Here is a 20252-nt window from a genome sequence, read left to right as displayed (position 1 = left end):
TAGTAAAATATTATATTAAATATCAGTAGATAAATGGCCTTAGTATTTATCTTTGTAAAAAATTTTAAACAAAATGGCTAAGCAAGTTCGCGTGCGTTTTGCACCAAGTCCAACTGGACCATTACACATTGGTGGCGTAAGAACCGCATTATTCAATTATTTATTCGCTAAAAAGCACAACGGAGTATTCTATATCAGAATAGAGGATACTGACCAAAATCGTTTTGTACCAGGAGCTGAGGCTTATATATTAGAAGCTTTAGAATGGTTAGGGATTTCACCTGATGAGACTATCGGTAAGAATGAAAAGTTCGGACCTTATAGACAGAGTGAACGCAAGGAATTGTACAAACAATATGCTGATCAACTAATCGAGAGTGGATGGGCATACTACGCTTTTGATACTGCTGAAGAATTAGACGAATTAAGAAAAGTAGCTGAAGCTGAAGGAAAGACATTTATATATAATCATACGAATAGAGAGCAGCTGAGTACTTCTCTTAAATTAAGTAAAGAAGAAGTGGATGCTAAGATAGCTAATGGTGAGGCTTATGTTATCCGCTTTAAAACTCCTGTAGGTGAGACTTTACATCTAAAAGATATTATCAGAGGTGATATCAAGTTCGAAACGAGCTTATTAGATGATAAGGTATTGTATAAAAGTGACGGAATGCCAACATATCACTTAGCTAATATCGTGGATGACCACCTAATGGAGACATCACACGTGATTAGAGGTGAAGAGTGGTTACCTTCTCTTCCACTACACGAGTTGTTATACAAAGCATTCGGATGGGAAGCTCCTGAGTTCGCTCACCTTCCTCTAATCCTTAAGCCAGTTGGTAACGGTAAGTTATCTAAGCGTGATGGAGATAAACTAGGATTCCCTGTGTTCCCATTAGATTGGCAAGATCCTACATCTGGAGAGAAGTCTTCTGGATATAGAGAGAGAGGATTCTACCCTGAGACTGTGGTGAACTTCCTTGCTTTATTAGGATGGAATGATGGTACAGATCAAGAGATTTTCTCTTTAGAAGAGTTAGTAGAGAAGTTCGATTTAACACGTGTACACAAGGCAGGTGCTAAGTTTGACCCAGAGAAGAACAAATGGTTTAACCAACACTATCTGAAGCTACAGAGCGATGCTGACTTAGCTAAGGCATATCAAGTAATCTTAAAAGATAATGGTATCGAAGCTACAGATGCTTATGTAGAGAAAGTAGTAGGATTAATCAAAGAGAGAGCAACATTCGTAGCTGATTTCTATGAGCTGAGTGATTTCTTCTTTGTAAAACCAACAGAATACGATGCTAAGGCATTAAAGAATTGGAAAGAAGATACATCTGATATTATGACACAAGTGTCTGAAGTAATAAAAGGTATCGAGACATTCGAAGCGAAGAATATAGAGTCTATCGTGAAGGATTGGATCAATGAGCAAGGTATCGGAATGGGGAAAGTGATGCAACCACTTCGCCTTAGTCTAGTAGGTGCTGTGAAGGGACCAGACTTATTTGACATCATCGAGATGATCGGTAAAGAGGAGACTATAGAGAGAATAGCTATCGCTGTAGAAGCGAATAAATAAGATATAGAAGAGGTATGAACATCGTTTATACCTCTTTTTTATTATTACATATTCTGTGATATTTTGGATATAAATGCCTAAATTTAGGTGTGTATTAAAACGTAATGCTATGAAAAAGGTCGGTTATATTATTTTATTTCTATTCACAGGTTTAGTATTTAATGGATGTTCTAGTGATGATAATGGTGGCTCTAGCGCTGAGAGCGAGTGGATAAAATTTGTTCAAAAGCACTTGATTGGGGAATGGACACCTCAGCAGATAGAGGTAAAACCCATTATAGGACAGGCAGTATTTAGCTCTCCTTATCCTCATACTCCTAACTGTAACAAAGATCTATTAGTCCTTCAAAAGGACTTTACAGGTAACTTCGATCACTATGTACAGGGCTGTCAGGTGAGCAAAACCAACTTCAAATGGAATCACAGATTAGGCGAACTGAGCTTTACACTAGAGAATGGTAGTGAGATACCGATGATCTTATTAAAAAAGTCAGAGAAGGCTCTCGTACTTGCAGTTCCAGCTAAGGCTGTAAAAGAGTATCTTATCCCTTTATTTCCAGACATAGAGTATATAGAGGATAGTCAATTGAACCTGCTTTTTGCTAATATTATACTGACAAAGTAATAAATAATGAATTATTCTTTTAAATAAGGATATAAATATTTATTTTAACAGAATAATTCATAAAAATTGCACTATGACACCAATGTACTTTATAGTCGGAGCGGTAATTATACTATTACTTCTTGGCTTTTTTACGGTGAAGCAGCAGTCAGCTGTGATCATTGAACGATTCGGAAGATTTAATAGTATTAGACATTCTGGATTACAAATTAAAATACCTTTTGTGGATAGAAAGGCAGGAGTAGTAAATCTTCGTATCCAACAATTAGATGTATTAATCGAGACTAAAACGAAAGATAACGTATTCGTTAAACTGAAAGTTTCTATTCAGTTTAAGGTTATCCAAGATAGAGTAGAAGATGCGTTCTATAAGCTAGAATATCCTCATGATCAGATTACTTCGTATGTATTCGACGTAGTGCGTGCAGAAGTACCTAAGCTGATCTTAGATGATGTGTTCGAGCGAAAAGATAATATCGCTATCGCGGTGAAACGCGAATTAAATGAGGCGATGACAACGTACGGATATGATATCATCAATACACTAATCACGGATATCGATCCTGATATCCAGGTAAAAAATGCGATGAACCGTATTAATGCGGCGGATAGAGAGAAAGTAGCTGCTGAATATGAAGCAGAAGCAAGTAGAATCCGCATCGTAGCAAAAGCAAAAGCTGAGGCTGAATCTAAGCGCTTACAAGGACAAGGTATCGCTGATCAACGTAGAGAGATCGCACAAGGGCTAGTAGAGAGTGTGGATGTATTAAATAAAGTAGGTATTAACTCACAAGAAGCTTCTGCCCTAATCGTGGTTACACAGCACTATGATACGTTACAGTCTGTAGGAGCAGATAGCCGTTCTAACTTGATCCTATTACCAAATGCACCATCAGCAGCGAGCGATATGCTTACGAATATGGTAGCTTCATTTGCAGCTAGTAGCAAGATAAAAGAAATGAGTACTGTAGAAGGTGTTTCTAAGCGTTCTGAGGACTTTTCTTCTAAAGAATATAATGATTACTCATCAAGCTATGAAGATGGCTTAGAAGATGAATAAATACAAAAAGGGCTCCATATAGATGGAGCCCTTTCTTATTAAAAAACTATTTGTTTTTAGTTCTATTCTTAAAGAAGTATTTTAAAGCAGTTGTTATTAAAAACGCTTGAATATTACTCGAACCTTTTACATAAGATGTAACTGAGCCTAATGTATTTCTAACGACTCTATCAGGTGATAATTCTGTTTTTATATTATCTACTGCTCTAAAGACTTTGTGATAGTGTATATCTTTTTTCAGTTTTAGAACTTCTAGATCATATTTGATTTCTTCAAAAGAAGAATAAGACTTTCTCATCGTACCAGTTTTAATCGTTAAATATTATCTCAGATAACTTTCTAAGAAATGGTTTCTCTACTAGAGGTTTTCTAAATAGATAAGCTAATACAGCTATCAGCATATAGAATGCTGCTACTATTAAAAAACCTAGAGCTGTACTCTCAAGACAAGCTGCTAAAGCATAAGCTGCAAATAAAGATAAGAAAAGTAGAGACATCATAACAAACAGACATACTAGAAGTAAAGTCATAAACTTGCTCCCAGCTTTGGCTGTAATTTTAAACCCCCATAAGCGATAGTAATCTAAACTTGTATTGATAAACTCTTCAGAGTTAGTCTTAATGTCGTCTAGATTCTCTTTTATATCCTTAAATGCCATTTCTTATATACTACTTGATTACTTCTTAGCGTTTTCAGCTATACTGTTTCCTTTAGACTTTAACTCTGCTAATTTTTTTTCTAAAGCAGCGATAACATCATCTTTTTTGTCTTCTGTATGAGCTAAAAACTCATCAAATCCAGCTTCGAAATCTTGTTTCTTTTTTGCTACAGTTTGACGTACTTGTTTTTTTAATTCATCAATTTTATCACTTAAATCATCTTTTGACTCATTAAATGTTTTTTTGATTTTTTTACGTGTTTTTTTTCCTTCGTCAGGTGCAAATAATATTCCTAGACCTGCTCCTACTACTACTCCAGCTAATACTGCGATAGTTGTATTTCCTAAATGATTTGACATAGCTTTTAATTTTTAAAATGATTAATACTCTAAGGTATAAAAAAAGCAGTGTTTTAACCGTTAATTTTTAGTTAAAACACTGCTTTTGTGTAATTTTTATAGAAGTATTACTTTTGTTCTACTTTTGCCCAAGTATCTCTTAAACCTACGGTTTTATTGAATACTAGCGCTTCTGGAGTACTGTTTTTATCTACACAGAAATAGCCTAAACGTTGGAATTGGAATTTATCTCCTTCTACCGCTGTACTTAGACTTGGTTCTAGATATCCTTTCACTACCTCTAATGAGTTAGGATTGATAAAATCTAAGAAGTCTACCTCTTTATTACCATCTGGGTTCTCATCTACGAATAGACGGTCATAGATACGCACTTCTGCTTCTACTGCATGAGGTACAGATACCCAGTGTATAGTTCCTTTTACTTTACGTTTGCTCGCTTCAGATCCACTACCACTTCTACTGTCAGCATCATAAGTAGCGTGTATCTCAGTAATGTTGCCATTCTCATCTTTTACTACGCTTTCACCTTTGATGATATAAGCATTTTTAAGGCGTACTTCTTTTCCTAAAGTCAATCTAAAGAATTTGCTATTCGCTTCTTCTTTGAAGTCTTCTCTTTCGATATAAAGCTCTTTAGAGAAAGGCACTTTACGGAAAGTCATTACTTCTTCTTCAGGATTATTCTCTGCATCTAGCCACTCTTCTTGTCCTTCAGGATAGTTAGTGATTACTAGTTTTACAGGATCTAATACTGCCATCACACGAGGAGCTATCTTATTAAGGTCTTCTCTAATGCAGAATTCTAATAGAGATACATCGATAAGGTTATCACGCTTAGCGATACCTATCGTATCAGCGTAGTTTCTAATAGAAGCTGCTGTGTATCCTCTTCTTCTCAGTCCTGATATCGTAGACATACGTGGGTCATCCCATCCTGTCACGTGTCCTTCGCTTACTAGACGAGCTAGCTTACGCTTACTTACTACTGTATGTGATAAGTTTCTTCTAGCGAATTCGCGTTGTTTAGGTCTGATATTATTCTCATCTACCACTTGATCTAAGAACCAATCATATAACTCTCTATGAGGTAAGAACTCTAATGTACAGAATGAATGTGAGATGCTCTCTAAGTAATCACTCTCTCCGTGAGCCCAGTCATACATAGGGTATATACACCAGTCATTATTCGTTCTGTGGTGTGCTTTTTTCATGATTCTATACATGATAGGATCACGCATAAGCATATTCGTATGTGCCATGTCTATCTTAGCACGTAAAATATGAGTTCCTTCTTCAAATTCGCCATTCTTCATTCTCTCGAATAAATCAAGGTTCTCTTCTACAGATCTATTTCTATATGGACTATCTACACCTACTGTAGATGGAGTACCTTTTTGCTGAGCCATTTCTTCTGAAGTTTGGCTATCAACATAAGCTTTACCGTCCTTAATCATTTGGACAGCCCAGTCGTATAGCTGTTGGAAATAGTCAGATGCATAAACTTCATTTGCCCATTTGTACCCTAGCCACTCTACGTCTTGCTTGATTGCGTCAACAAACTCCTGTTCTTCTTTAGAAGGATTGGTATCATCAAAGCGCAAGTTCACAGGCGCATTGTATTTAAGACCTAATCCAAAGTTTAAACAAATAGAACTCGCGTGACCTAAATGCAAATAACCATTAGGCTCAGGCGGAAAACGGAAATGAAGTTTTTCTGTTGGCAAACCATTCTTGATATCTTCTTCAATGATTTGCTCAATAAAGTTTAATGATTTCTCTTTTGTTGACATGGAAATAATTATTATAACTACAAAGGTATCAAAAAACTAATCAAAAGCTGATAGTCTTTTAGCATATTATGAATTATAGGAGGCAAATAATTTGTACTTTTAGCCATTATTAAACAAACAAATGTGTTATGGGAATAATTAGATTAAACAATATTAGAACGTTTTCTTTTCATGGATGTATGGATGAAGAGGCAAAAATAGGTTCGGATTACCGAGTAGATTTAATTGCGAAAGGAGATTTTACGATGGCTGCTTCTACAGATGATTTGAAACATTCTATAGACTATGTTCACTTAAATACAATCGTGAAGGAAGAGATGGCTATTCGATCTAAGTTATTAGAGCATGTAGCACAACGAATCATCGATAGAGTAATCCTAGAAATAAGAATGGTAGAAGAAATAACAGTATTAGTTTCTAAAATAAACCCTCCTGTAGGTGGTGATGTAGAATATGTAACGGTTGAAATGCAAGGAGTTAGATAATATCGTCTTGAATTGTTGTAAAAAAGTACATTAATTGGTTTTGAAATATCAAAATATTTAGTAAGTTTGCAATCCAATTCAAGGACAAGGCTTCGTGTCCGAGTGGCTAGGAAGCGGTCTGCAAAACCGTCTACAGCGGTTCGAATCCGCTCGAAGCCTCAACTAAAGGATAGTGATTTCACTATCCTTTTTTTATGCATTATAGTTAACGTTATATCTTATTATAAAAACAAAGGGATTAGTAATTCACTAAGCCCTTTGCTTTATCTCTTACTCTCTAGATTAGGGAGAGGGAGATTAATATGATTATCTGCAGATTTTGGAAGTATTCCTTTAATCATAATGACTAGCCCGAATACCATAATAACGATACTGCTTATTTTTTTTATCTTTAAGATATTGGTTGCTGTGAGCTTTTCGCGTAGTTTCTTTGCTAAGAATATTTTGAAAAGATCTGTAACGAAGTACGCTAGAATAGTGAACCCAAAGAAGGTAAACATCTTATTAGGATTCATATCCATCTGCGGGCCTAATGTTATAATAATCCCTAACCAAAAACCGAGTACTCCTACATTGATAAAATTAAGTAGGAACCCTTTTGCAAATAAGTTTAAGTATTCTCGTCTTAGATTAGGTGGGGCTATTTGTAAGGTTTGTACTTGTACCTTTTTTAGTTTGATAAAAGAGATAATCCCATAAGTAAGCATAATCATTCCCCCAAAGAGGAATAGTGCAGGGTCATCCTTTATCGCATTGATTAATTTAAAGCTACTAAAGAACGCTATAGCGAAGAATACCGCATCAGCTAATATAACACCTATATCGAAGGCTATAGCTGCCTTAAACCCTCTTGTAATACTTGTCTCAATAAGAATAAAAAAAACAGGTCCGATCATAAAACTCAGAAAGAATCCAAGAGTGACACCTGTTAATAAATCATCAAACATCTTATATAATTAAAAAATGCCAATTCTAGAATTGGCATTTATTCATAATCTTTTGCAAGATACATTTTTTTGTATAAAAACGTATTATTACTAATCTACTTTTTTAATTACTCCACCTAGAACATTCTTTTCATTAATTGTTTTAGGGTTTCCATGAACTCTAATTTCTCCACCTGCTCTCACCTTTGCTTCTACTAGTTCAGTAGCTCTTACTTCTGCGACACCACCAGCATTCACGGTAACGATAGTTTGATTTGTTTCTAAGTCTTGACTCTTTACTTTAGCACCAGAACTATTCAGTACATCTTGTACATTTGCTTTTCCTTTTAGTGTAATAACTGAACCCGCACTTGACTTAACAATTGCTTTGTCTACATCTATATTTAGATTAATCATTCCACCAGTCTTCGCATTTATAGTTAGCGTAGTTGCTTTTATAGGAGTTTCTCCTTTTATGCTAGCACCTTCACCTGCTACTACTTCAGATAGCTTATTGTAGTATAGTTTTACTTTGATATCATCTCCTTGAAAACTATTAATGAAGTTCATCTTTATTTTTAGAACTCCGTTCTTGTTTACTACGTTTACATAGTCTTCTTTATCTCCTTCAATTTCTATTTTACCTTCTTCTCCAGGAACTAAAGTTACTGCAATTTGATCAAAAACATTAACTTTTGAAAAGTCTCCTATTGATTTCGTTTTTTGTGCAAAAGAAATTGTACTTGCCATTACGGCAATGAATAAAACGATTTTTTTCATCTTAGTTTACCTTTTTAATATAGTTGAAATCTAATTGTTTTTTTACAAGATCTGCATTCTTAACAGTAACGATAACCTCATCACCTAGCTGAAGCATCTTTTTCGTTGCTTGTCCTACTAATGCATATTGTTTCTCTTCGAATACGTAATAGTCTTCTTTTATTTCTCTAATACGCACCATACCTTCACACTTGTTATCTACTATTTCTACATAGATACCCCATTCAGTAACACCTGAGATAACACCCAAGAACTCTGTACCTTGTTGATCTTGCATATATTTCACTTGCATGTATTTGATACTATCTCTTTCTGCATTGGCAGCTAGGTTCTCTCTAGAAGAACAGTGTGAACATTTTACTTCATATAACTCCGGATTTACATTATCACCATGGTCTAAATAGTGTTGTAATAATCTATGAGCCATTACGTCAGGATAACGACGAATAGGTGAAGTAAAGTGAGAATAGTAATCAAACGCTAATCCATAGTGCCCGATATTATTCGTAGAATAACTCGCTTTACTCATACATCTAATCGCTAGAGTATCTACTAAGTTTTGTTCTTTTTTACCTTCTACATCTTTTAGAAGTTTGTTGATAGACTTAGAGATACTAGACTTAGACTTGAAGTTAATATTATGTCCAAAGCGTGCAATCACAGTCTGTAGACCAAATAACTTCTCTTGATCTGGCTCGTCGTGTATACGATATACGAATGTTTTCTTTTGTTTACCAATAAACTCAGATACTTTTCTATTTGCTAATAACATGAATTCCTCAATCAAATGATTAGCTTCTTTTGATTGTTTGAAGAACACACCTACTGGTTCAGCTGCTTCGTTTAGGTTAAACTTAACCTCTACTTTATCAAAAGAAATAGCACCATCTGACATACGGTTCTTACGCATGATCATTGCTAATTCATTTAGCTTTAATACTGCATCAGCTACTTCTTCACTTACTTCTTGATCTTCTCCTGTAAGCGAGATATCAGCAGGAATAACTCTGTCTTTAGAGTCAATGATATACTGAGCTTCTTCGTAAGCCATACGTTGGTCAGAATGCGTTACAGTACGACCAAACCATTTGTTTCTGATTTCTGCTTTATCGTCTAATTCAAATACAGCAGAGAAAGTATATTTATCTTCATTAGGTCTTAACGAACAAGCAAAGTTAGATAACACCTCAGGTAGCATAGGTACAGTTCTATCCACTAGATATACAGAAGTAGCTCTGTTATAAGCCTCTTCATCTAGGATAGTTCCTTCTTTTACATAGTGAGATACGTCAGCGATGTGAATACCTATTTCGTAGAATCCATTTTCTAACTGACGGAATGATAAGGCATCATCGAAGTCTTTTGCATCTTTAGGGTCAATCGTGAACGTAAGAATATCACGCATATCTCTACGCTTCGCTATTTCCTCTTCAGTGATAGAAGTATCTAAGTGATTAGCATATTCATCTACTTCTTTAGGGAATTCAGCTGTTAATCCATATTCAGCTAAAATAGCGTGTATTTCAGTATTGTGCTCTCCTTGTTTACCAAGTACTTTCATCACTTTACCGAATGGGCTATCTGCTTTCTCTGGCCAATCTTCTATTTCTACTACGACTACATCTCCATCGCGTGCCTCTCCTACTTTTTCTTTAGGAACGAATATATCTGTGTACATCTTAGCATCTGCAGTAGATACGAAAGCAAAGTTTTTTTGAATCTCGATAACTCCCACAAATTGTTTTTTGTGTCTTTCTAAGATTTCTACTACTTCTCCTTCAGGTTTTTTACCTTTTCGTTTGTTGTAGATATATGCTTTAACGAAGTCACCATCTAAAGCCTTGTTTAGGTTATTTGTTGGAATAAACACATCATCCTCTACTCCTTCTACTACTAGATAAGCAGTCTTACGAGAAGTCATATCGATATAACCTTCTACATAGTTTGCTTTAGGAATGAATTTGTATTTACCAGTTTCGATCTCTTCTATTTTTCCTTTTGAGATAAGGTGTTTAAGCTCTTTGATAATCTCATTTCTACCTTGAGTATCGTTTATTTCTAATTGGGCAGCGATCTGTTTATAGTTATACGTTTTAGTCGTATTCTTAGATAAGAATTTTAATATTTTTGGAGCAAAGTCAAATGCTTTACTCTTTTTATGTTTAATTTTTTTTGCCATTTTCTAATTCATTATGTTTACCTAAAATAGGGTTGGTAATTATCCTTAAATGTACGAATTACTAACTGTTTTATCCTATTTTTTAGTAATATTTTAATTTGATTGTTTTAATCAGCGATAGTATTTCTTCTTTTGTAGCTAAGTTTTTGAAGAAATAGGTCGAGAAATAACTCTTTTAGAGAAAGGAAGGTAGAGTTATTTAATACTTATATTTTATCGTTGATTAGTGCACTGTACTTTCATTTCTTGAAGTACGTTTGATTCTGCAAATTTATAATGTTCTAGTTTATTTTCCAAAAACTCCCTAAAAAGAGAGATAAAATAATACAAAAAGCAAGAATAAGGTACCTCAATATCCTATTCTTGCTTTACAATTTATTCCTTTAACGTAGTGTAAAAGTGGATTAGTCAAAGTTTAACCCATGTGAGAACTTCCCATTTTCGTAATAGTCTATTTTGATTACTTTTCTATTTTTATAGTAACTTCTTTGATCAAGTTTTCCTCTAGTTGTAAACTTATCTTCTTGTGTAATAATACCTTCTACATAGGTTGTTGTATATTTTATTTTACCGTTGTCATAAAAGCGGTGGTGTAATTCTTTCTTATCGTTTCTGAATAATGTCTCATATTCTATCTTTCCATCATCATCATAGAACTTACTTATCCCCTCTTTTAATCCTTCTTGATAGGCATATATTCCCTTTGTTTTACCATTCTCATAATAGGTTCTGTATTCTCCTTCTAGCTTACCTAGTACATATTTGCCTTCAGAAAAAAGCACTCCATTGCGATAGTAAGTTTTTCTAATCCCAGTACGCATGCCTCCTTTATAAGTGACATCCTCTACTTTTATATCATAATCATTGTATTGTTGTATTCTGCCATCTAGTGGTTTACCATCTAGTTGATACAATACAGCTTCTTCTTGTCCATATACAGTTGTTATTGAGCAAGTAAGCAAAGTACATAAAATTGAAAATAGAGCTTTATTATTCATCTTCATCAGGATTAAAGGTTTGCATTGCTTTTATAACTAGTGGTTCATATACCTTCTTATAGATGATATCAGATTGATCTATTAGCTTACCTTTCCCATTGTGTAGAGTAGGTCTATCTACTTCATATCCGTTTTGGAATGTTCTTCTAATGTATAGATCAGCAGCAACATATTGTTTGTACTCCCCATCTAGCAGACCGTTGATATAGTTCATTTCTTTGACAGGATTACCTTTAGTATCTGTCACTTTTCTTAAACCACTCCTCTTACCATTTAGATAATAATTGTCTTCTAGTAACGTTCCTGCTGGAGCGTATATCTTCTCAGGTCCATCTTTTTTATCATTCTTATAAAGTGTTTTAATCTTTACTTTGCCATTAGGGTGATAATAGAAGAATTCTCCATCGAGCTTATTCTGGATATAGGTAGATTTCTGAAGAAGTTTACCATCTAAGTAATCTTTAGAGATACCATTAAGTACTCCGTTTTTATAATTGTACTCATCTTCTAGCATTCCATTTTCTGAGTAAGACTGAGCTAAACCTTCTCTATCTCCATTAACGTAGGTTGCAGAATAGGTTAGTTTTCCATTAGTATAGTATTCTTTAAAAGTTCCGTTTAGCTTATTGTCTTTGTAGGTACATTCTTTTTTTAGCTTTCCATTATCGTAGTAACTTTTATTAATACCTTCTTTTTTACCATTTACTAAGGTTGCTTCTTCCGCTAATTGGTTGTTGGCATAAAAGCATTTTAGTTTCCCATTTAAGGGCTTATTTGTATCTGCATATTTGTAAGTACCATCGTCTATTTGTGCATATATACTTATAGAACAGAAGACTGTGCATAGTATTGCTATTAATTTAAGAGGTCTCATATTCAGCTGTTTTAATTATACATATAGGTGTATTATAAAGTTACTGATTTATAGTCTATTAGTCGTTTTAGCGATGCCTCTATTTATGGTAGTAATTACTTGTTTGTTTGACTAAAAGAAGGGAGTTAGAGAATAGGATAATTTTTTGAGGATAATGATGTCTTTTATCTAGTATAGCTAAGATTCTTTATAGCAATTAATTATATAAAGTGAATTGTATTTAAAATTTCGTACTTTAGAAAAACCAACAAAAAACTATATTTATGAATACTATTTCTTATGTGCATGGTGCATCTGATACACCATTGTTAGGAGAAACCATAGGACAGAATCTAAAAAAGATAACAGATCAATACCCCAATAACGAGGCATTAGTCAGTGTTCATCAAGGATTCAGAGCAACGTATCAAGAGTTCTATAACTTGACGACTCAAGTTGCAAAATCATTATTAGCGCATAATATACAGAAAGGAGATCGCGTAGGGATATGGGCGCCCAACTGTTATGAGTGGGTACTTATGCAGTACGCTACAGCTCGTATAGGTGTGATATTAGTTAATATTAACCCTGCTTATCGAGCACATGAGATTGAGTTTGCGGTTAATCAATCTGAAATATCCCTTATCGTATCTGCTCCAAGTTTTAAAAGTAGTGATTACAAGAAGATCATCTCCTTGATTTTTGAAGATTGTCCTTCGTTAAAAGAAGTTGTTTTCTTAGGAGAAGAATGGGATACTTTCTTATCAGATAGCGATCAGATAACAGATGGAGAACTAGCCATTATAGAAGACTCTGTACAGTTCGGAGAAGCTGTTAATATACAATATACTTCAGGGACGACAGGTTTTCCTAAAGGAGTAACCCTTACACATCACAATATCCTTAATAACGGTTATTTTATCGGCAAGCGTTTAAAGTACACTACTGCAGATAGAGTCTGCATTCCTGTGCCTTTTTATCACTGTTTTGGGATGGTTATAGGCAATCTGTGTTGTACTTCTCATGGAGCTACGATCGTGATTCCAAATGACGGATTTGACCCTGCTAAGACCCTTCAGGTAGTACAAGACGAGAAATGTACTTCCTTATATGGAGTACCTACTATGTTTATCGCAGAACTACAGTTGCCTAACTTTAAAGAGTATGACCTTACCTCTTTGAGAACGGGAGTGATGGCTGGCTCACTGTGTCCTGAGCAAGTGATGCGCCGTGTGAAGACAGAGATGAATATGGAGGAAGTGAGTATCTGTTATGGTATGACAGAGACTTCACCTGTATCTACCCAAACACATATTGGTATTGATATTGTCAAACAGACCACGACAGTTGGAACTGTACAAGACCATCTAGAAATCAAAATTATAGATCCAGAAACAGGTAGAATCGTTCCTAGAGGAGAAGCAGGCGAACTGTGTACACGTGGGTATTCAGTGATGTTGAAATATTGGAATAATCGCACACTGACTTCTGAAGTATTAGATGAGAATAGATGGATGCATACAGGAGATTTGGCTACTATGGATGATCAAGGGTATATTTCGATTACAGGGCGTATTAAAGACCTTATTATTCGTGGAGGGGAGAATATATCTCCGAAGTGGATAGAAGACTTCTTATACACTCATCCCTCTATTGCAGACGTACAGGTTATTGGAGTTCCAGATGAGAAATATGGAGAAGAGATTATGGCTTGGGTAATCTTAAAACCAGGAATAACCTTGACAGGTGATGAATTAAAAGGCTTCTGTACAGAGAAGATAGCCCACTTCAGAATACCGAAGTATTGGAAGTTTGTATCAGAATTCCCAATGACCATATCAGGTAAGGTAAGAAAAGTAGAGATGAGACAAATAGCAGTGGAAGAATTAGGGCTGTAGAAAAGATTTATTCTTAACTTTGTACAAAATTATTCAACACAACACACAATGAAAATAGCAATCGGAAATGATCACGCGGGACCTGAATACAAAAAGGCTATCGTTAAGTATCTAGAAGAAAAAGGATTTACAGTAACTAACTATGGGACAGATGATTTTTCGTCTGTTGATTATCCAGATTTTGGACATAAAGTAGCTACAGATGTAGAAGAAGGTAAAGTTGATTTTGGTATCGTAATCTGTGGAAGCGGAAACGGTATAGCGATGACTGCTAATAAACATCAAGGTGTGCGCTGTGCCCTTTGTTGGACAAAAGAGATTGCTGAGTTAGCAAGACTGCACAATGATGCTAATGTGATCAGTATACCTGCTCGTTATACTTCTATAGAGCAAGCTGTAGCGATGGTAGAGACTTTCTTAAACACAGCTTTCGAAGGTGGAAGACACCAGAATAGAGTGAACAAGATTACTTGTGCCTAAACAAGTAAATACTATAATGTAAAAAGAACAAAAGCACGTAGTCTCTAGATTACGTGCTTTTTTATTTTATAACAGTCTTGTTTTTTATTATCAGTAGTAAGTTATTGAATAACTATTCTTGTGCTTTTTTTTCTGCTCTATTTCTTTCTAACATTTCATTAAAACGTTGCCATTCTCCAGAAGCTTTTAGTTCATTGATTAAAGCAATTGTACCTTCTAGCTTCCCTGTATTATCAATAATAACCTCTTCTCTATCAGAGTATGTAACTTTATGTAAGATAGGTTCTTCGTTTTTATTAAAATCAATTTCTTTTTTCATAATGCATTACTTTATACTGTTCGTATTAGGTGTGATTAGAAAGCCTTGATATTCTTTATTCTTAGCAAAGAATATTAACTTTCCTTCTATATCAAATCCATAGATATTAAAATATTTAGACAGTTCCTCATAGTTATTTGATATAGCTATTCTGTATAATCGTGTTCGTGAAGGGGTACTACCTCTAAAGACTATTTTATAAACTTCTTTGTCTTGCGTGAATAGTAAAATTGCTTGAAATAGTGTAGCTAATATCTTAACCATATCACCATTATTACTAACGACTTTGTCATCTATAGCATTACTATTTACTAGGTCTTTGTTCTTATCTCCAAAACTTAGATTATATAATTCGTCTTCTATATCTAATAGTGTAAAGTTAATTATTTTTTCGATTACTTGAGTATCAGAGATACTTGTAAATTCATAACTGTAATTCCTGTTAAAAGCTGTAAGTGAATAAGATGGATACTGCATATCTAACCTATTAGCGTGTTAGAAATGACAAGTTAGGGATTATCTATAAGACGAAATAACAGTATTCAAAGACTGTGTATATCCAGAGAAGATAGATAGTAGATTCGTTAGTGATCAGAAGTATTATTAGGCGAAATAGTGAGAACTAAAAGTCCTTAGTTATTGTTGAAGGAATATTAAGATTCCTTTTGTGCCTTTTCGTATTCTTCTTTTCGTATTCTTTCTCTTTCTTCGAAAATGTCTAATTCCCCTGAAGCTCTTAGCTGTGCAAATAGATTATTTGCATATTCTATTTTACCTGATTCGTCAATGACTCTTAGGTTGTTATTAATAGTAATAATTTTAGGTTTAGTATCAGTCTTTACTTCGTTTGAATCAATCTTTTTTTTCATAATGCCTTATTTTATACTGTTTGTATTTGGTGTGATTAAGAAACCTTGATAGTTTGTATTCTTTGCAAAGAACACTACTTTTCCTTCCATATCAAATCCGTATATACTGAAATGTTTAGATAGTTCAGCATAGTTATTAGATACAGCCATTCTGTATAATCGTGTGCGTGAAGGAGTACTACCAGTAAAGTATATTTTATAAAAATCTTTGCCTTCCGTAAATTTGAGTACAGCTCTAAATATAGTAGCCAATACTTTATTCATATCACCATTATTACTGACAATTCTATCGTTTATACGCAATAAATCACCATCGTAATTGGTTCTATCTCCAAAGCTTAAGTTATAAACTTTATACTCACCTTCAACAGGTGTAAAGATAATTAATTTTTTGATAGCTTGGTTTTTGCCTATGCTTGTAAATTCGTAGACTGAGTTTTCTCTATCTGTTGTAAATGAATAAGATGGATACTGCATATCTAACCTATTAGCATGTTAGAAATGACAAGTTAGGGATTATCTATAAGACGAAATAACAGTATTCAAATACCTTTTTTGATTACTCTATTTCGAAGATAGCTTGTATCTCTACCGCAGAGTTGACAGGTACAGAAGTAGCACCTAGAGTACCTCTAGCATGTTTACCTTTTTCTCCAAATATTGCTACAGATAGATCTGATGCCACATTCATTAGATTAGCGTGTTGAGAGTAGTCAGGAGTCGTGTTGAATATACCTGTTAGCTGTACGGTTTTCTTTACTCTGTTGAGGTCACCATCAACAGCTAGTTTAAGCACTGCGATTACATTCAGCATTGTCTGTTCAGTAGCTTGTTTTGCTTGTTCTTCTGTGATATCTACACCTACCTTACCAGGATATAATATTTTTCCATCTTTTAAGGCTACCTGATTGATGAATACTAGATTTCCACTGCGTGAGTAAGGAGTGTAGTTCCCCACAGGATTTGGTGCTACAGGCAGTATGATGTTCTTTTGTTTAAGTGTAGTTTCTACATCAGTGACTACTTGTTTAGGTGTACTTTCCTCTTTCTTCTGAAAAGTTCCTTTTAAAGCTTTGGCAACTTTGGCGAAGTTTTGACCTTGCGTATAAGCGATCAGCAGTTCACTTTCACTAGGACGTTGCACCGTTTTGTTTGAAGCAAGGCTACTTGCTCCTAGTACACTAGTGCCTTGAGGGATGCTATTATCTAGCTTCTCCGTAGCTCTGATGCCATTCGATACGAGTATCATCCCATGTACTGCTAGACTGTTCCAGAACGACTGTAATGCTAGCTCCTTCCCTGCTCCACTACCAGCAGACATAAATACCGCCGTAGGCATTCCCTCTAGAGCATGAGTAGTCCATAGATCTACTGTCTTCGCAAAAAAGGCACTCATCGGAGTACTGATATTGCCAAAATATACAGGAGACCCCCATACGACTCCATCATAAGTCGGTAGCTCCTCAGGAGTAGCTATCTGTAGATCATGCAACAGTGCGTTTTTTGAAGATTGTACTAGTTTTATAGTCGCCTCTGTGTGAGGATTGTTTTCTATTCCTTTAGCGATTTCTTGCGCCATTTTATACGTACCACCTGTATCAGAGTGGATAAGTACTAATATCTTGGTTAGGGTATCTTTTGCCATGATCTGTGATGTTGTGAAGAGTAGTGCACAAGTGATTAGTGCAGTATATAATGTTTTCATATTATTTATTTTAAGTATAATCACAAAGGTATGTATGCAGTTTATATTATATTTGTCAAAAAATATATGCAAAACGCCAATATCAAATGTGGATTGACTGAGAAACTCTTAGGAGTATATGATGATACTAATGAGGTACAGGCGTATGTATGGTATGAGGACAACTTCGTTCACGATGAGTATCAGCACGCTCATCAGCGATATCAACTCACCTATGTAGAACAGGGCTATCAGTACCTTCACGTAGATAACTGTATCTATCTAGTGCCTCAGTATCACGTAGCATGGATACCTTCTGGACAGCAGCACGCTACTACTTCTACAGCGAAGGATATCAACTTAAAAGTACTGTTGTATAAAGATGTACCAGCTGACTCATTCTATGAGCAAGTACATATATTCCCTGCGCCTACTGTGCTGAGAGAGATGCTACAGTACGCAACGAAGTGGAACAGAGTAGTCCATACAGAGTTAGAGAAAGAACAGTTCTTACAGGCTATTCTGATGAGTTTAAAATCGTTCTGTGAAGAGAATCAATCTCTTCAATTACCTATCCCTACAGATCATAGGTTAATACCTGTATGTGCTTATATCAATGAGCATTTTACCTCAACGCTAGACTTAAATGAACTAGCCAGTATCTCTACTATGTCTGTGCGCAATCTACAGCGCCTGTTCAAACTAGAGACGGGTATCACTCTACAGAAGTACCTTCAGATCATCCGTATCTTGAAGAGTATAGAACTAGTAGATACAAGAGAATTTACCTTGAGCGAAATCGCTTTTAAAGTAGGTTATAAGAGCTTAGTTGCCTTTAGAAACTCCTACTTTGATATCATGAAAGTATATCCTAAAATTAAAAAATAAGCGTATACACCCCTGACAAAAGGTTGTCACTGCTCTGCTCTACTTTTACTCCATAATTTTAACAAGATACAGAATGATACGAGTAAGCAATGCACCAGTGTGTGCGATGGAGTTCACCAGTTTTAGAAAGAAAACCACAGTAAGTGATGACGAATTATTATTTGCAGTAGCTCGATTTGAGCGACAGCTGACCCAAGTAGAAGGGCTAGTATATCATTGCTTAGTGCGCAACTATGATAACGAGTATGCTAATGTGCTGTTTGCTAATTCTATGGAGGTGATTAAGACATTAGAAGCAGTGATAGGAAACACAAAAGAAACCCAAGACTTCTTCAGTATGGTAGATATAAGTACAGTGCAGGTAGAGTATCACGAGATAAGCAAACCTAACTTCACAGTGCCTTCCTACTTTGGTTGTATAGAGAATGGTAAGTTTTCTCTTAAAGATACTGCCCAAGCCTCTACTCTATTATCTGCTTCGGATGCTGTAGAAGAATCTTATCTCAATGCTTTCGAGAACACAAAAGGGCACTTTATCTCCACTCGTGGCGATAACCAATATGCCGAAATCGTATTAGGTCAAACCTTAGGCAATACGAAGGAGATTTGCTATGGTTATTTTGGGAATGAAGCTTGTCTTTCTCTTCTTGGTTTAATCGACGAGAGTAGTATGCATTTAGGTTTTTGGTATGTGGTCGGATAAGTAAATTAAAAGTGATTCAATATTTGAATATTGACTGACATTGAGCTATTTAACTGTCGCTGACTAAATGAGGTTGTCACTGTCAATATCAGTTCAATAGCAACTAAACTGAACAGATGTGTTCAGTAATTGTACAGGTACAGATTGTCTTAAATTAGGGGTTACCTCTCTTTTTTGTGCTACTATTATTTGGGTGGTCGGCTTTTGGTCGGCTAGTGATGGGCATTTGATCGGCTTAAAACATCGCAAAATAGCCTATCACTACCCTATCACCTACTGATCATATACCGATAAGGTGGAATAGTCTTTGTGCAATTTTAGAATACCAACCTATAAAATTAAAAGTTATGGCAAAGATGTCACCAAAAGGAAAAATTACAGGAGTAAGTGGGCCTGTGTATTTTAGGTCTTTAAACAATGTACAGATCGTACAAAGCAGGCCTAATCGCTCAAAACAAGACAAGGGCAAGAACCCTTCTGCTAAGCTGTTTAAGCATACTGCGCAGAGCCTGAGACATATACGTAAGCATGTCGAATACTTCTTAGGGATGAGGTATGAGTCTACTGCTCATCTGCGATTGATGGGACTCGTGATGACGGCCTTGCGCAAGAATACTGTACTGCCGATAGCAGAGACTACACTGTACAATACTTCTATCGCTGAGGTAGTCGGATTTGAATGGAATACAACCAAACTATTTACAGATACCTTCTTGGTAGATATAGCTGTAGATGAGTTGGAAAATAAGGAGATAATTGTATCAGTGGCACCTTTTATCCCGATAGAACAGGTAGACTTCCCTCCTATGTGTACACATGCTAGTTTGCGCATAGAAGGTTTCTTTATGACGGATACAGATGAGATGCTCGGTAAGCAAACAAGTGCATTATCTATTGATTTCAAAAAGAGTGATGAGGTGGTCAGTCCTCAACCGCTATCTGTCCTGATACCTCATCGAGATTGTCTTAAGATGGTGGTGGCAGAGATACAGTTCTTCTACCCGATTAATAACAATCCTAATCAACTGACACTGTATAACACTAAGGCTTTTAATCCTAGTGTGGTGGTGTATGTGGGGAGGTGATTATTGAATGAAAATTTACTGTA

The 20252-nt window shown here is 35.3% G+C and carries 23 protein-coding genes and 1 tRNA gene; 10 read left to right on the top strand and 14 right to left on the bottom strand.

Annotation, left to right across the window (positions count from 1 at the left end; translation table 11 throughout):
* Positions 1–73 precede the first annotated feature (73 nt).
* The 3 genes from gltX (at position 74) to MYRA21_RS05650 (ending at position 3273) form a co-directional block, all read left to right on the top strand.
* Positions 74–1588: a glutamate--tRNA ligase gene (gene gltX / locus MYRA21_RS05660; RefSeq protein WP_006257941.1), complete on the top strand. Its 1515-nt coding sequence runs from the start codon at positions 74–76 to the stop codon at positions 1586–1588.
* Positions 1589–1697: 109 nt separating this feature from the next.
* Positions 1698–2213, top strand: a complete 516-nt coding sequence (locus MYRA21_RS05655; RefSeq protein WP_006257942.1) for a hypothetical protein — start codon at positions 1698–1700, stop codon at positions 2211–2213.
* Between the two features lie 73 nt (positions 2214–2286).
* On the top strand, positions 2287–3273 hold the full coding sequence (locus tag MYRA21_RS05650) for an SPFH domain-containing protein (protein WP_006257943.1): 987 nt from the start codon (positions 2287–2289) through the stop codon (positions 3271–3273).
* Between the two features lie 46 nt (positions 3274–3319).
* On the opposite strand, the gene MYRA21_RS05645 is transcribed toward MYRA21_RS05650, so the two are convergent.
* The 4 genes from MYRA21_RS05645 to MYRA21_RS05630 form a co-directional block, all read right to left on the bottom strand.
* Positions 3320–3571, bottom strand: coding sequence for a DUF6327 family protein (locus MYRA21_RS05645; RefSeq protein WP_006257944.1), 252 nt, complete (start codon positions 3569–3571; stop codon positions 3320–3322).
* A 10-nt stretch (positions 3572–3581) separates the two neighbouring features.
* Entirely contained in the window at positions 3582–3932 is a 351-nt protein-coding gene (locus MYRA21_RS05640) for a phage holin family protein (protein WP_006257945.1), read from the bottom strand.
* Positions 3933–3950: 18 nt separating this feature from the next.
* On the bottom strand, positions 3951–4292 hold the full coding sequence (locus MYRA21_RS05635) for a YtxH domain-containing protein (RefSeq protein ID WP_006257946.1): 342 nt from the start codon (positions 4290–4292) through the stop codon (positions 3951–3953).
* Positions 4293–4399: 107 nt separating this feature from the next.
* Entirely contained in the window at positions 4400–6082 is a 1683-nt protein-coding gene (locus MYRA21_RS05630) for a glutamine--tRNA ligase/YqeY domain fusion protein (RefSeq protein WP_006260462.1), read from the bottom strand.
* A 128-nt stretch (positions 6083–6210) separates the two neighbouring features.
* Here MYRA21_RS05630 and folB point away from each other — a divergent pair, with 128 nt between their 5' ends.
* Entirely contained in the window at positions 6211–6567 is a 357-nt protein-coding gene (folB, locus tag MYRA21_RS05625; protein WP_006257948.1) for a dihydroneopterin aldolase, read from the top strand.
* An 88-nt stretch (positions 6568–6655) separates the two neighbouring features.
* Positions 6656–6726 (top strand) — tRNA-Cys (locus MYRA21_RS05620).
* Positions 6727–6830: 104 nt separating this feature from the next.
* Here the strand turns inward: MYRA21_RS05620 and MYRA21_RS05615 are convergent.
* From MYRA21_RS05615 to MYRA21_RS05595, 5 genes are all read right to left on the bottom strand, one after another.
* Positions 6831–7514, bottom strand: coding sequence for a LysE family translocator (locus MYRA21_RS05615; protein ID WP_006260461.1), 684 nt, complete (start codon positions 7512–7514; stop codon positions 6831–6833).
* Positions 7515–7604: 90 nt separating this feature from the next.
* Positions 7605–8273, bottom strand: a complete 669-nt coding sequence (locus MYRA21_RS05610; protein WP_006257950.1) for a head GIN domain-containing protein — start codon at positions 8271–8273, stop codon at positions 7605–7607.
* 1 nt (position 8274) lies between these two features.
* Positions 8275–10452 (bottom strand): ribonuclease R, encoded by a 2178-nt coding sequence (rnr, locus tag MYRA21_RS05605; protein ID WP_006257951.1) that lies wholly within the window; start codon positions 10450–10452, stop codon positions 8275–8277.
* A gap of 404 nt (positions 10453–10856) precedes the next feature.
* Positions 10857–11450, bottom strand: a complete 594-nt coding sequence (locus MYRA21_RS05600) for a toxin-antitoxin system YwqK family antitoxin (RefSeq protein ID WP_006257952.1) — start codon at positions 11448–11450, stop codon at positions 10857–10859.
* Positions 11443–12324 carry a toxin-antitoxin system YwqK family antitoxin gene (locus tag MYRA21_RS05595; protein ID WP_039328699.1) on the bottom strand — a complete coding sequence of 294 codons (882 nt, stop codon included), beginning with the start codon at positions 12322–12324 and terminating at the stop codon, positions 11443–11445. Before MYRA21_RS05595 ends, MYRA21_RS05600 begins: the two co-directional genes overlap by 8 nt.
* A 263-nt stretch (positions 12325–12587) precedes the next feature.
* On the opposite strand from MYRA21_RS05595, the gene MYRA21_RS05590 reads away from it, so the two are divergent.
* Positions 12588–14201: an AMP-binding protein gene (locus tag MYRA21_RS05590; RefSeq protein WP_006257954.1), complete on the top strand. Its 1614-nt coding sequence runs from the start codon at positions 12588–12590 to the stop codon at positions 14199–14201.
* A gap of 48 nt (positions 14202–14249) precedes the next feature.
* Positions 14250–14681 (top strand): ribose 5-phosphate isomerase B, encoded by a 432-nt coding sequence (gene rpiB / locus MYRA21_RS05585; protein ID WP_006257955.1) that lies wholly within the window; start codon positions 14250–14252, stop codon positions 14679–14681.
* A 112-nt stretch (positions 14682–14793) separates the two neighbouring features.
* On the opposite strand, the gene MYRA21_RS05580 is transcribed toward rpiB, so the two are convergent.
* The 5 genes from MYRA21_RS05580 to MYRA21_RS05560 form a co-directional block, all read right to left on the bottom strand.
* Positions 14794–15000, bottom strand: coding sequence for a hypothetical protein (locus MYRA21_RS05580; protein ID WP_006257956.1), 207 nt, complete (start codon positions 14998–15000; stop codon positions 14794–14796).
* 6 nt (positions 15001–15006) lie between these two features.
* A complete protein-coding gene (locus MYRA21_RS05575) occupies positions 15007–15477 on the bottom strand; it encodes a hypothetical protein (RefSeq protein WP_006257957.1) in 471 nt (156 codons plus the stop codon).
* Positions 15478–15653: 176 nt separating this feature from the next.
* On the bottom strand, positions 15654–15869 hold the full coding sequence (locus tag MYRA21_RS05570) for a hypothetical protein (protein ID WP_006257958.1): 216 nt from the start codon (positions 15867–15869) through the stop codon (positions 15654–15656).
* 6 nt (positions 15870–15875) lie between these two features.
* Positions 15876–16346 carry a hypothetical protein gene (locus tag MYRA21_RS05565; RefSeq protein ID WP_006257959.1) on the bottom strand — a complete coding sequence of 157 codons (471 nt, stop codon included), beginning with the start codon at positions 16344–16346 and terminating at the stop codon, positions 15876–15878.
* Between the two features lie 82 nt (positions 16347–16428).
* Positions 16429–17574, bottom strand: coding sequence for an Atu1372/SO_1960 family protein (locus MYRA21_RS05560; protein WP_006257960.1), 1146 nt, complete (start codon positions 17572–17574; stop codon positions 16429–16431).
* A 66-nt stretch (positions 17575–17640) separates the two neighbouring features.
* Here MYRA21_RS05560 and MYRA21_RS05555 point away from each other — a divergent pair, with 66 nt between their 5' ends.
* From MYRA21_RS05555 to MYRA21_RS05545, 3 genes are all read left to right on the top strand, one after another.
* The gene (locus tag MYRA21_RS05555) at positions 17641–18441 is read left to right on the top strand and encodes an AraC family transcriptional regulator (RefSeq protein WP_039328696.1); all 801 of its coding nucleotides are present in this window, start codon (positions 17641–17643) and stop codon (positions 18439–18441) included.
* Positions 18442–18514: 73 nt separating this feature from the next.
* Entirely contained in the window at positions 18515–19144 is a 630-nt protein-coding gene (locus MYRA21_RS05550; RefSeq protein WP_006257962.1) for a hypothetical protein, read from the top strand.
* 347 nt (positions 19145–19491) lie between these two features.
* Positions 19492–20229: a hypothetical protein gene (locus MYRA21_RS05545; protein ID WP_006257963.1), complete on the top strand. Its 738-nt coding sequence runs from the start codon at positions 19492–19494 to the stop codon at positions 20227–20229.
* The last annotated feature ends 23 nt before the right edge of the window (positions 20230–20252 follow it).

The organism is Myroides sp. A21 (assembly GCF_000807225.1).
Lineage (GTDB): Bacteria > Bacteroidota > Bacteroidia > Flavobacteriales > Flavobacteriaceae > Flavobacterium > Flavobacterium odoratimimum.
The sequence above is the reverse complement of the archived record's forward strand: the minus strand, read 5'-3'. Positions and strand labels throughout refer to the sequence as shown.

What these genes read in the sequence shown, in the direction of transcription:
- gltX (WP_006257941.1), top strand. Translation starts at nt 74, where the DNA reads ATGGCTAAGCAAGTTCGCGTGCGTTTTGCACCAAGTCCAACTGGACCA.
- MYRA21_RS05655 (WP_006257942.1), top strand. Translation starts at nt 1,698, where the DNA reads ATGAAAAAGGTCGGTTATATTATTTTATTTCTATTCACAGGTTTAGTA.
- MYRA21_RS05650 (WP_006257943.1), top strand. Translation starts at nt 2,287, where the DNA reads ATGACACCAATGTACTTTATAGTCGGAGCGGTAATTATACTATTACTT.
- MYRA21_RS05645 (WP_006257944.1), bottom strand. Translation starts at nt 3,571, where the DNA reads ATGAGAAAGTCTTATTCTTCTTTTGAAGAAATCAAATATGATCTAGAA.
- MYRA21_RS05640 (WP_006257945.1), bottom strand. Translation starts at nt 3,932, where the DNA reads ATGGCATTTAAGGATATAAAAGAGAATCTAGACGACATTAAGACTAAC.
- MYRA21_RS05635 (WP_006257946.1), bottom strand. Translation starts at nt 4,292, where the DNA reads ATGTCAAATCATTTAGGAAATACAACTATCGCAGTATTAGCTGGAGTA.
- MYRA21_RS05630 (WP_006260462.1), bottom strand. Translation starts at nt 6,082, where the DNA reads ATGTCAACAAAAGAGAAATCATTAAACTTTATTGAGCAAATCATTGAA.
- folB (WP_006257948.1), top strand. Translation starts at nt 6,211, where the DNA reads ATGGGAATAATTAGATTAAACAATATTAGAACGTTTTCTTTTCATGGA.
- MYRA21_RS05615 (WP_006260461.1), bottom strand. Translation starts at nt 7,514, where the DNA reads ATGTTTGATGATTTATTAACAGGTGTCACTCTTGGATTCTTTCTGAGT.
- MYRA21_RS05610 (WP_006257950.1), bottom strand. Translation starts at nt 8,273, where the DNA reads ATGAAAAAAATCGTTTTATTCATTGCCGTAATGGCAAGTACAATTTCT.
- rnr (WP_006257951.1), bottom strand. Translation starts at nt 10,452, where the DNA reads ATGGCAAAAAAAATTAAACATAAAAAGAGTAAAGCATTTGACTTTGCT.
- MYRA21_RS05600 (WP_006257952.1), bottom strand. Translation starts at nt 11,450, where the DNA reads ATGAATAATAAAGCTCTATTTTCAATTTTATGTACTTTGCTTACTTGC.
- MYRA21_RS05595 (WP_039328699.1), bottom strand. Translation starts at nt 12,324, where the DNA reads ATGAGACCTCTTAAATTAATAGCAATACTATGCACAGTCTTCTGTTCT.
- MYRA21_RS05590 (WP_006257954.1), top strand. Translation starts at nt 12,588, where the DNA reads ATGAATACTATTTCTTATGTGCATGGTGCATCTGATACACCATTGTTA.
- rpiB (WP_006257955.1), top strand. Translation starts at nt 14,250, where the DNA reads ATGAAAATAGCAATCGGAAATGATCACGCGGGACCTGAATACAAAAAG.
- MYRA21_RS05580 (WP_006257956.1), bottom strand. Translation starts at nt 15,000, where the DNA reads ATGAAAAAAGAAATTGATTTTAATAAAAACGAAGAACCTATCTTACAT.
- MYRA21_RS05575 (WP_006257957.1), bottom strand. Translation starts at nt 15,477, where the DNA reads ATGCAGTATCCATCTTATTCACTTACAGCTTTTAACAGGAATTACAGT.
- MYRA21_RS05570 (WP_006257958.1), bottom strand. Translation starts at nt 15,869, where the DNA reads ATGAAAAAAAAGATTGATTCAAACGAAGTAAAGACTGATACTAAACCT.
- MYRA21_RS05565 (WP_006257959.1), bottom strand. Translation starts at nt 16,346, where the DNA reads ATGCAGTATCCATCTTATTCATTTACAACAGATAGAGAAAACTCAGTC.
- MYRA21_RS05560 (WP_006257960.1), bottom strand. Translation starts at nt 17,574, where the DNA reads ATGAAAACATTATATACTGCACTAATCACTTGTGCACTACTCTTCACA.
- MYRA21_RS05555 (WP_039328696.1), top strand. Translation starts at nt 17,641, where the DNA reads ATGCAAAACGCCAATATCAAATGTGGATTGACTGAGAAACTCTTAGGA.
- MYRA21_RS05550 (WP_006257962.1), top strand. Translation starts at nt 18,515, where the DNA reads ATGATACGAGTAAGCAATGCACCAGTGTGTGCGATGGAGTTCACCAGT.
- MYRA21_RS05545 (WP_006257963.1), top strand. Translation starts at nt 19,492, where the DNA reads ATGGCAAAGATGTCACCAAAAGGAAAAATTACAGGAGTAAGTGGGCCT.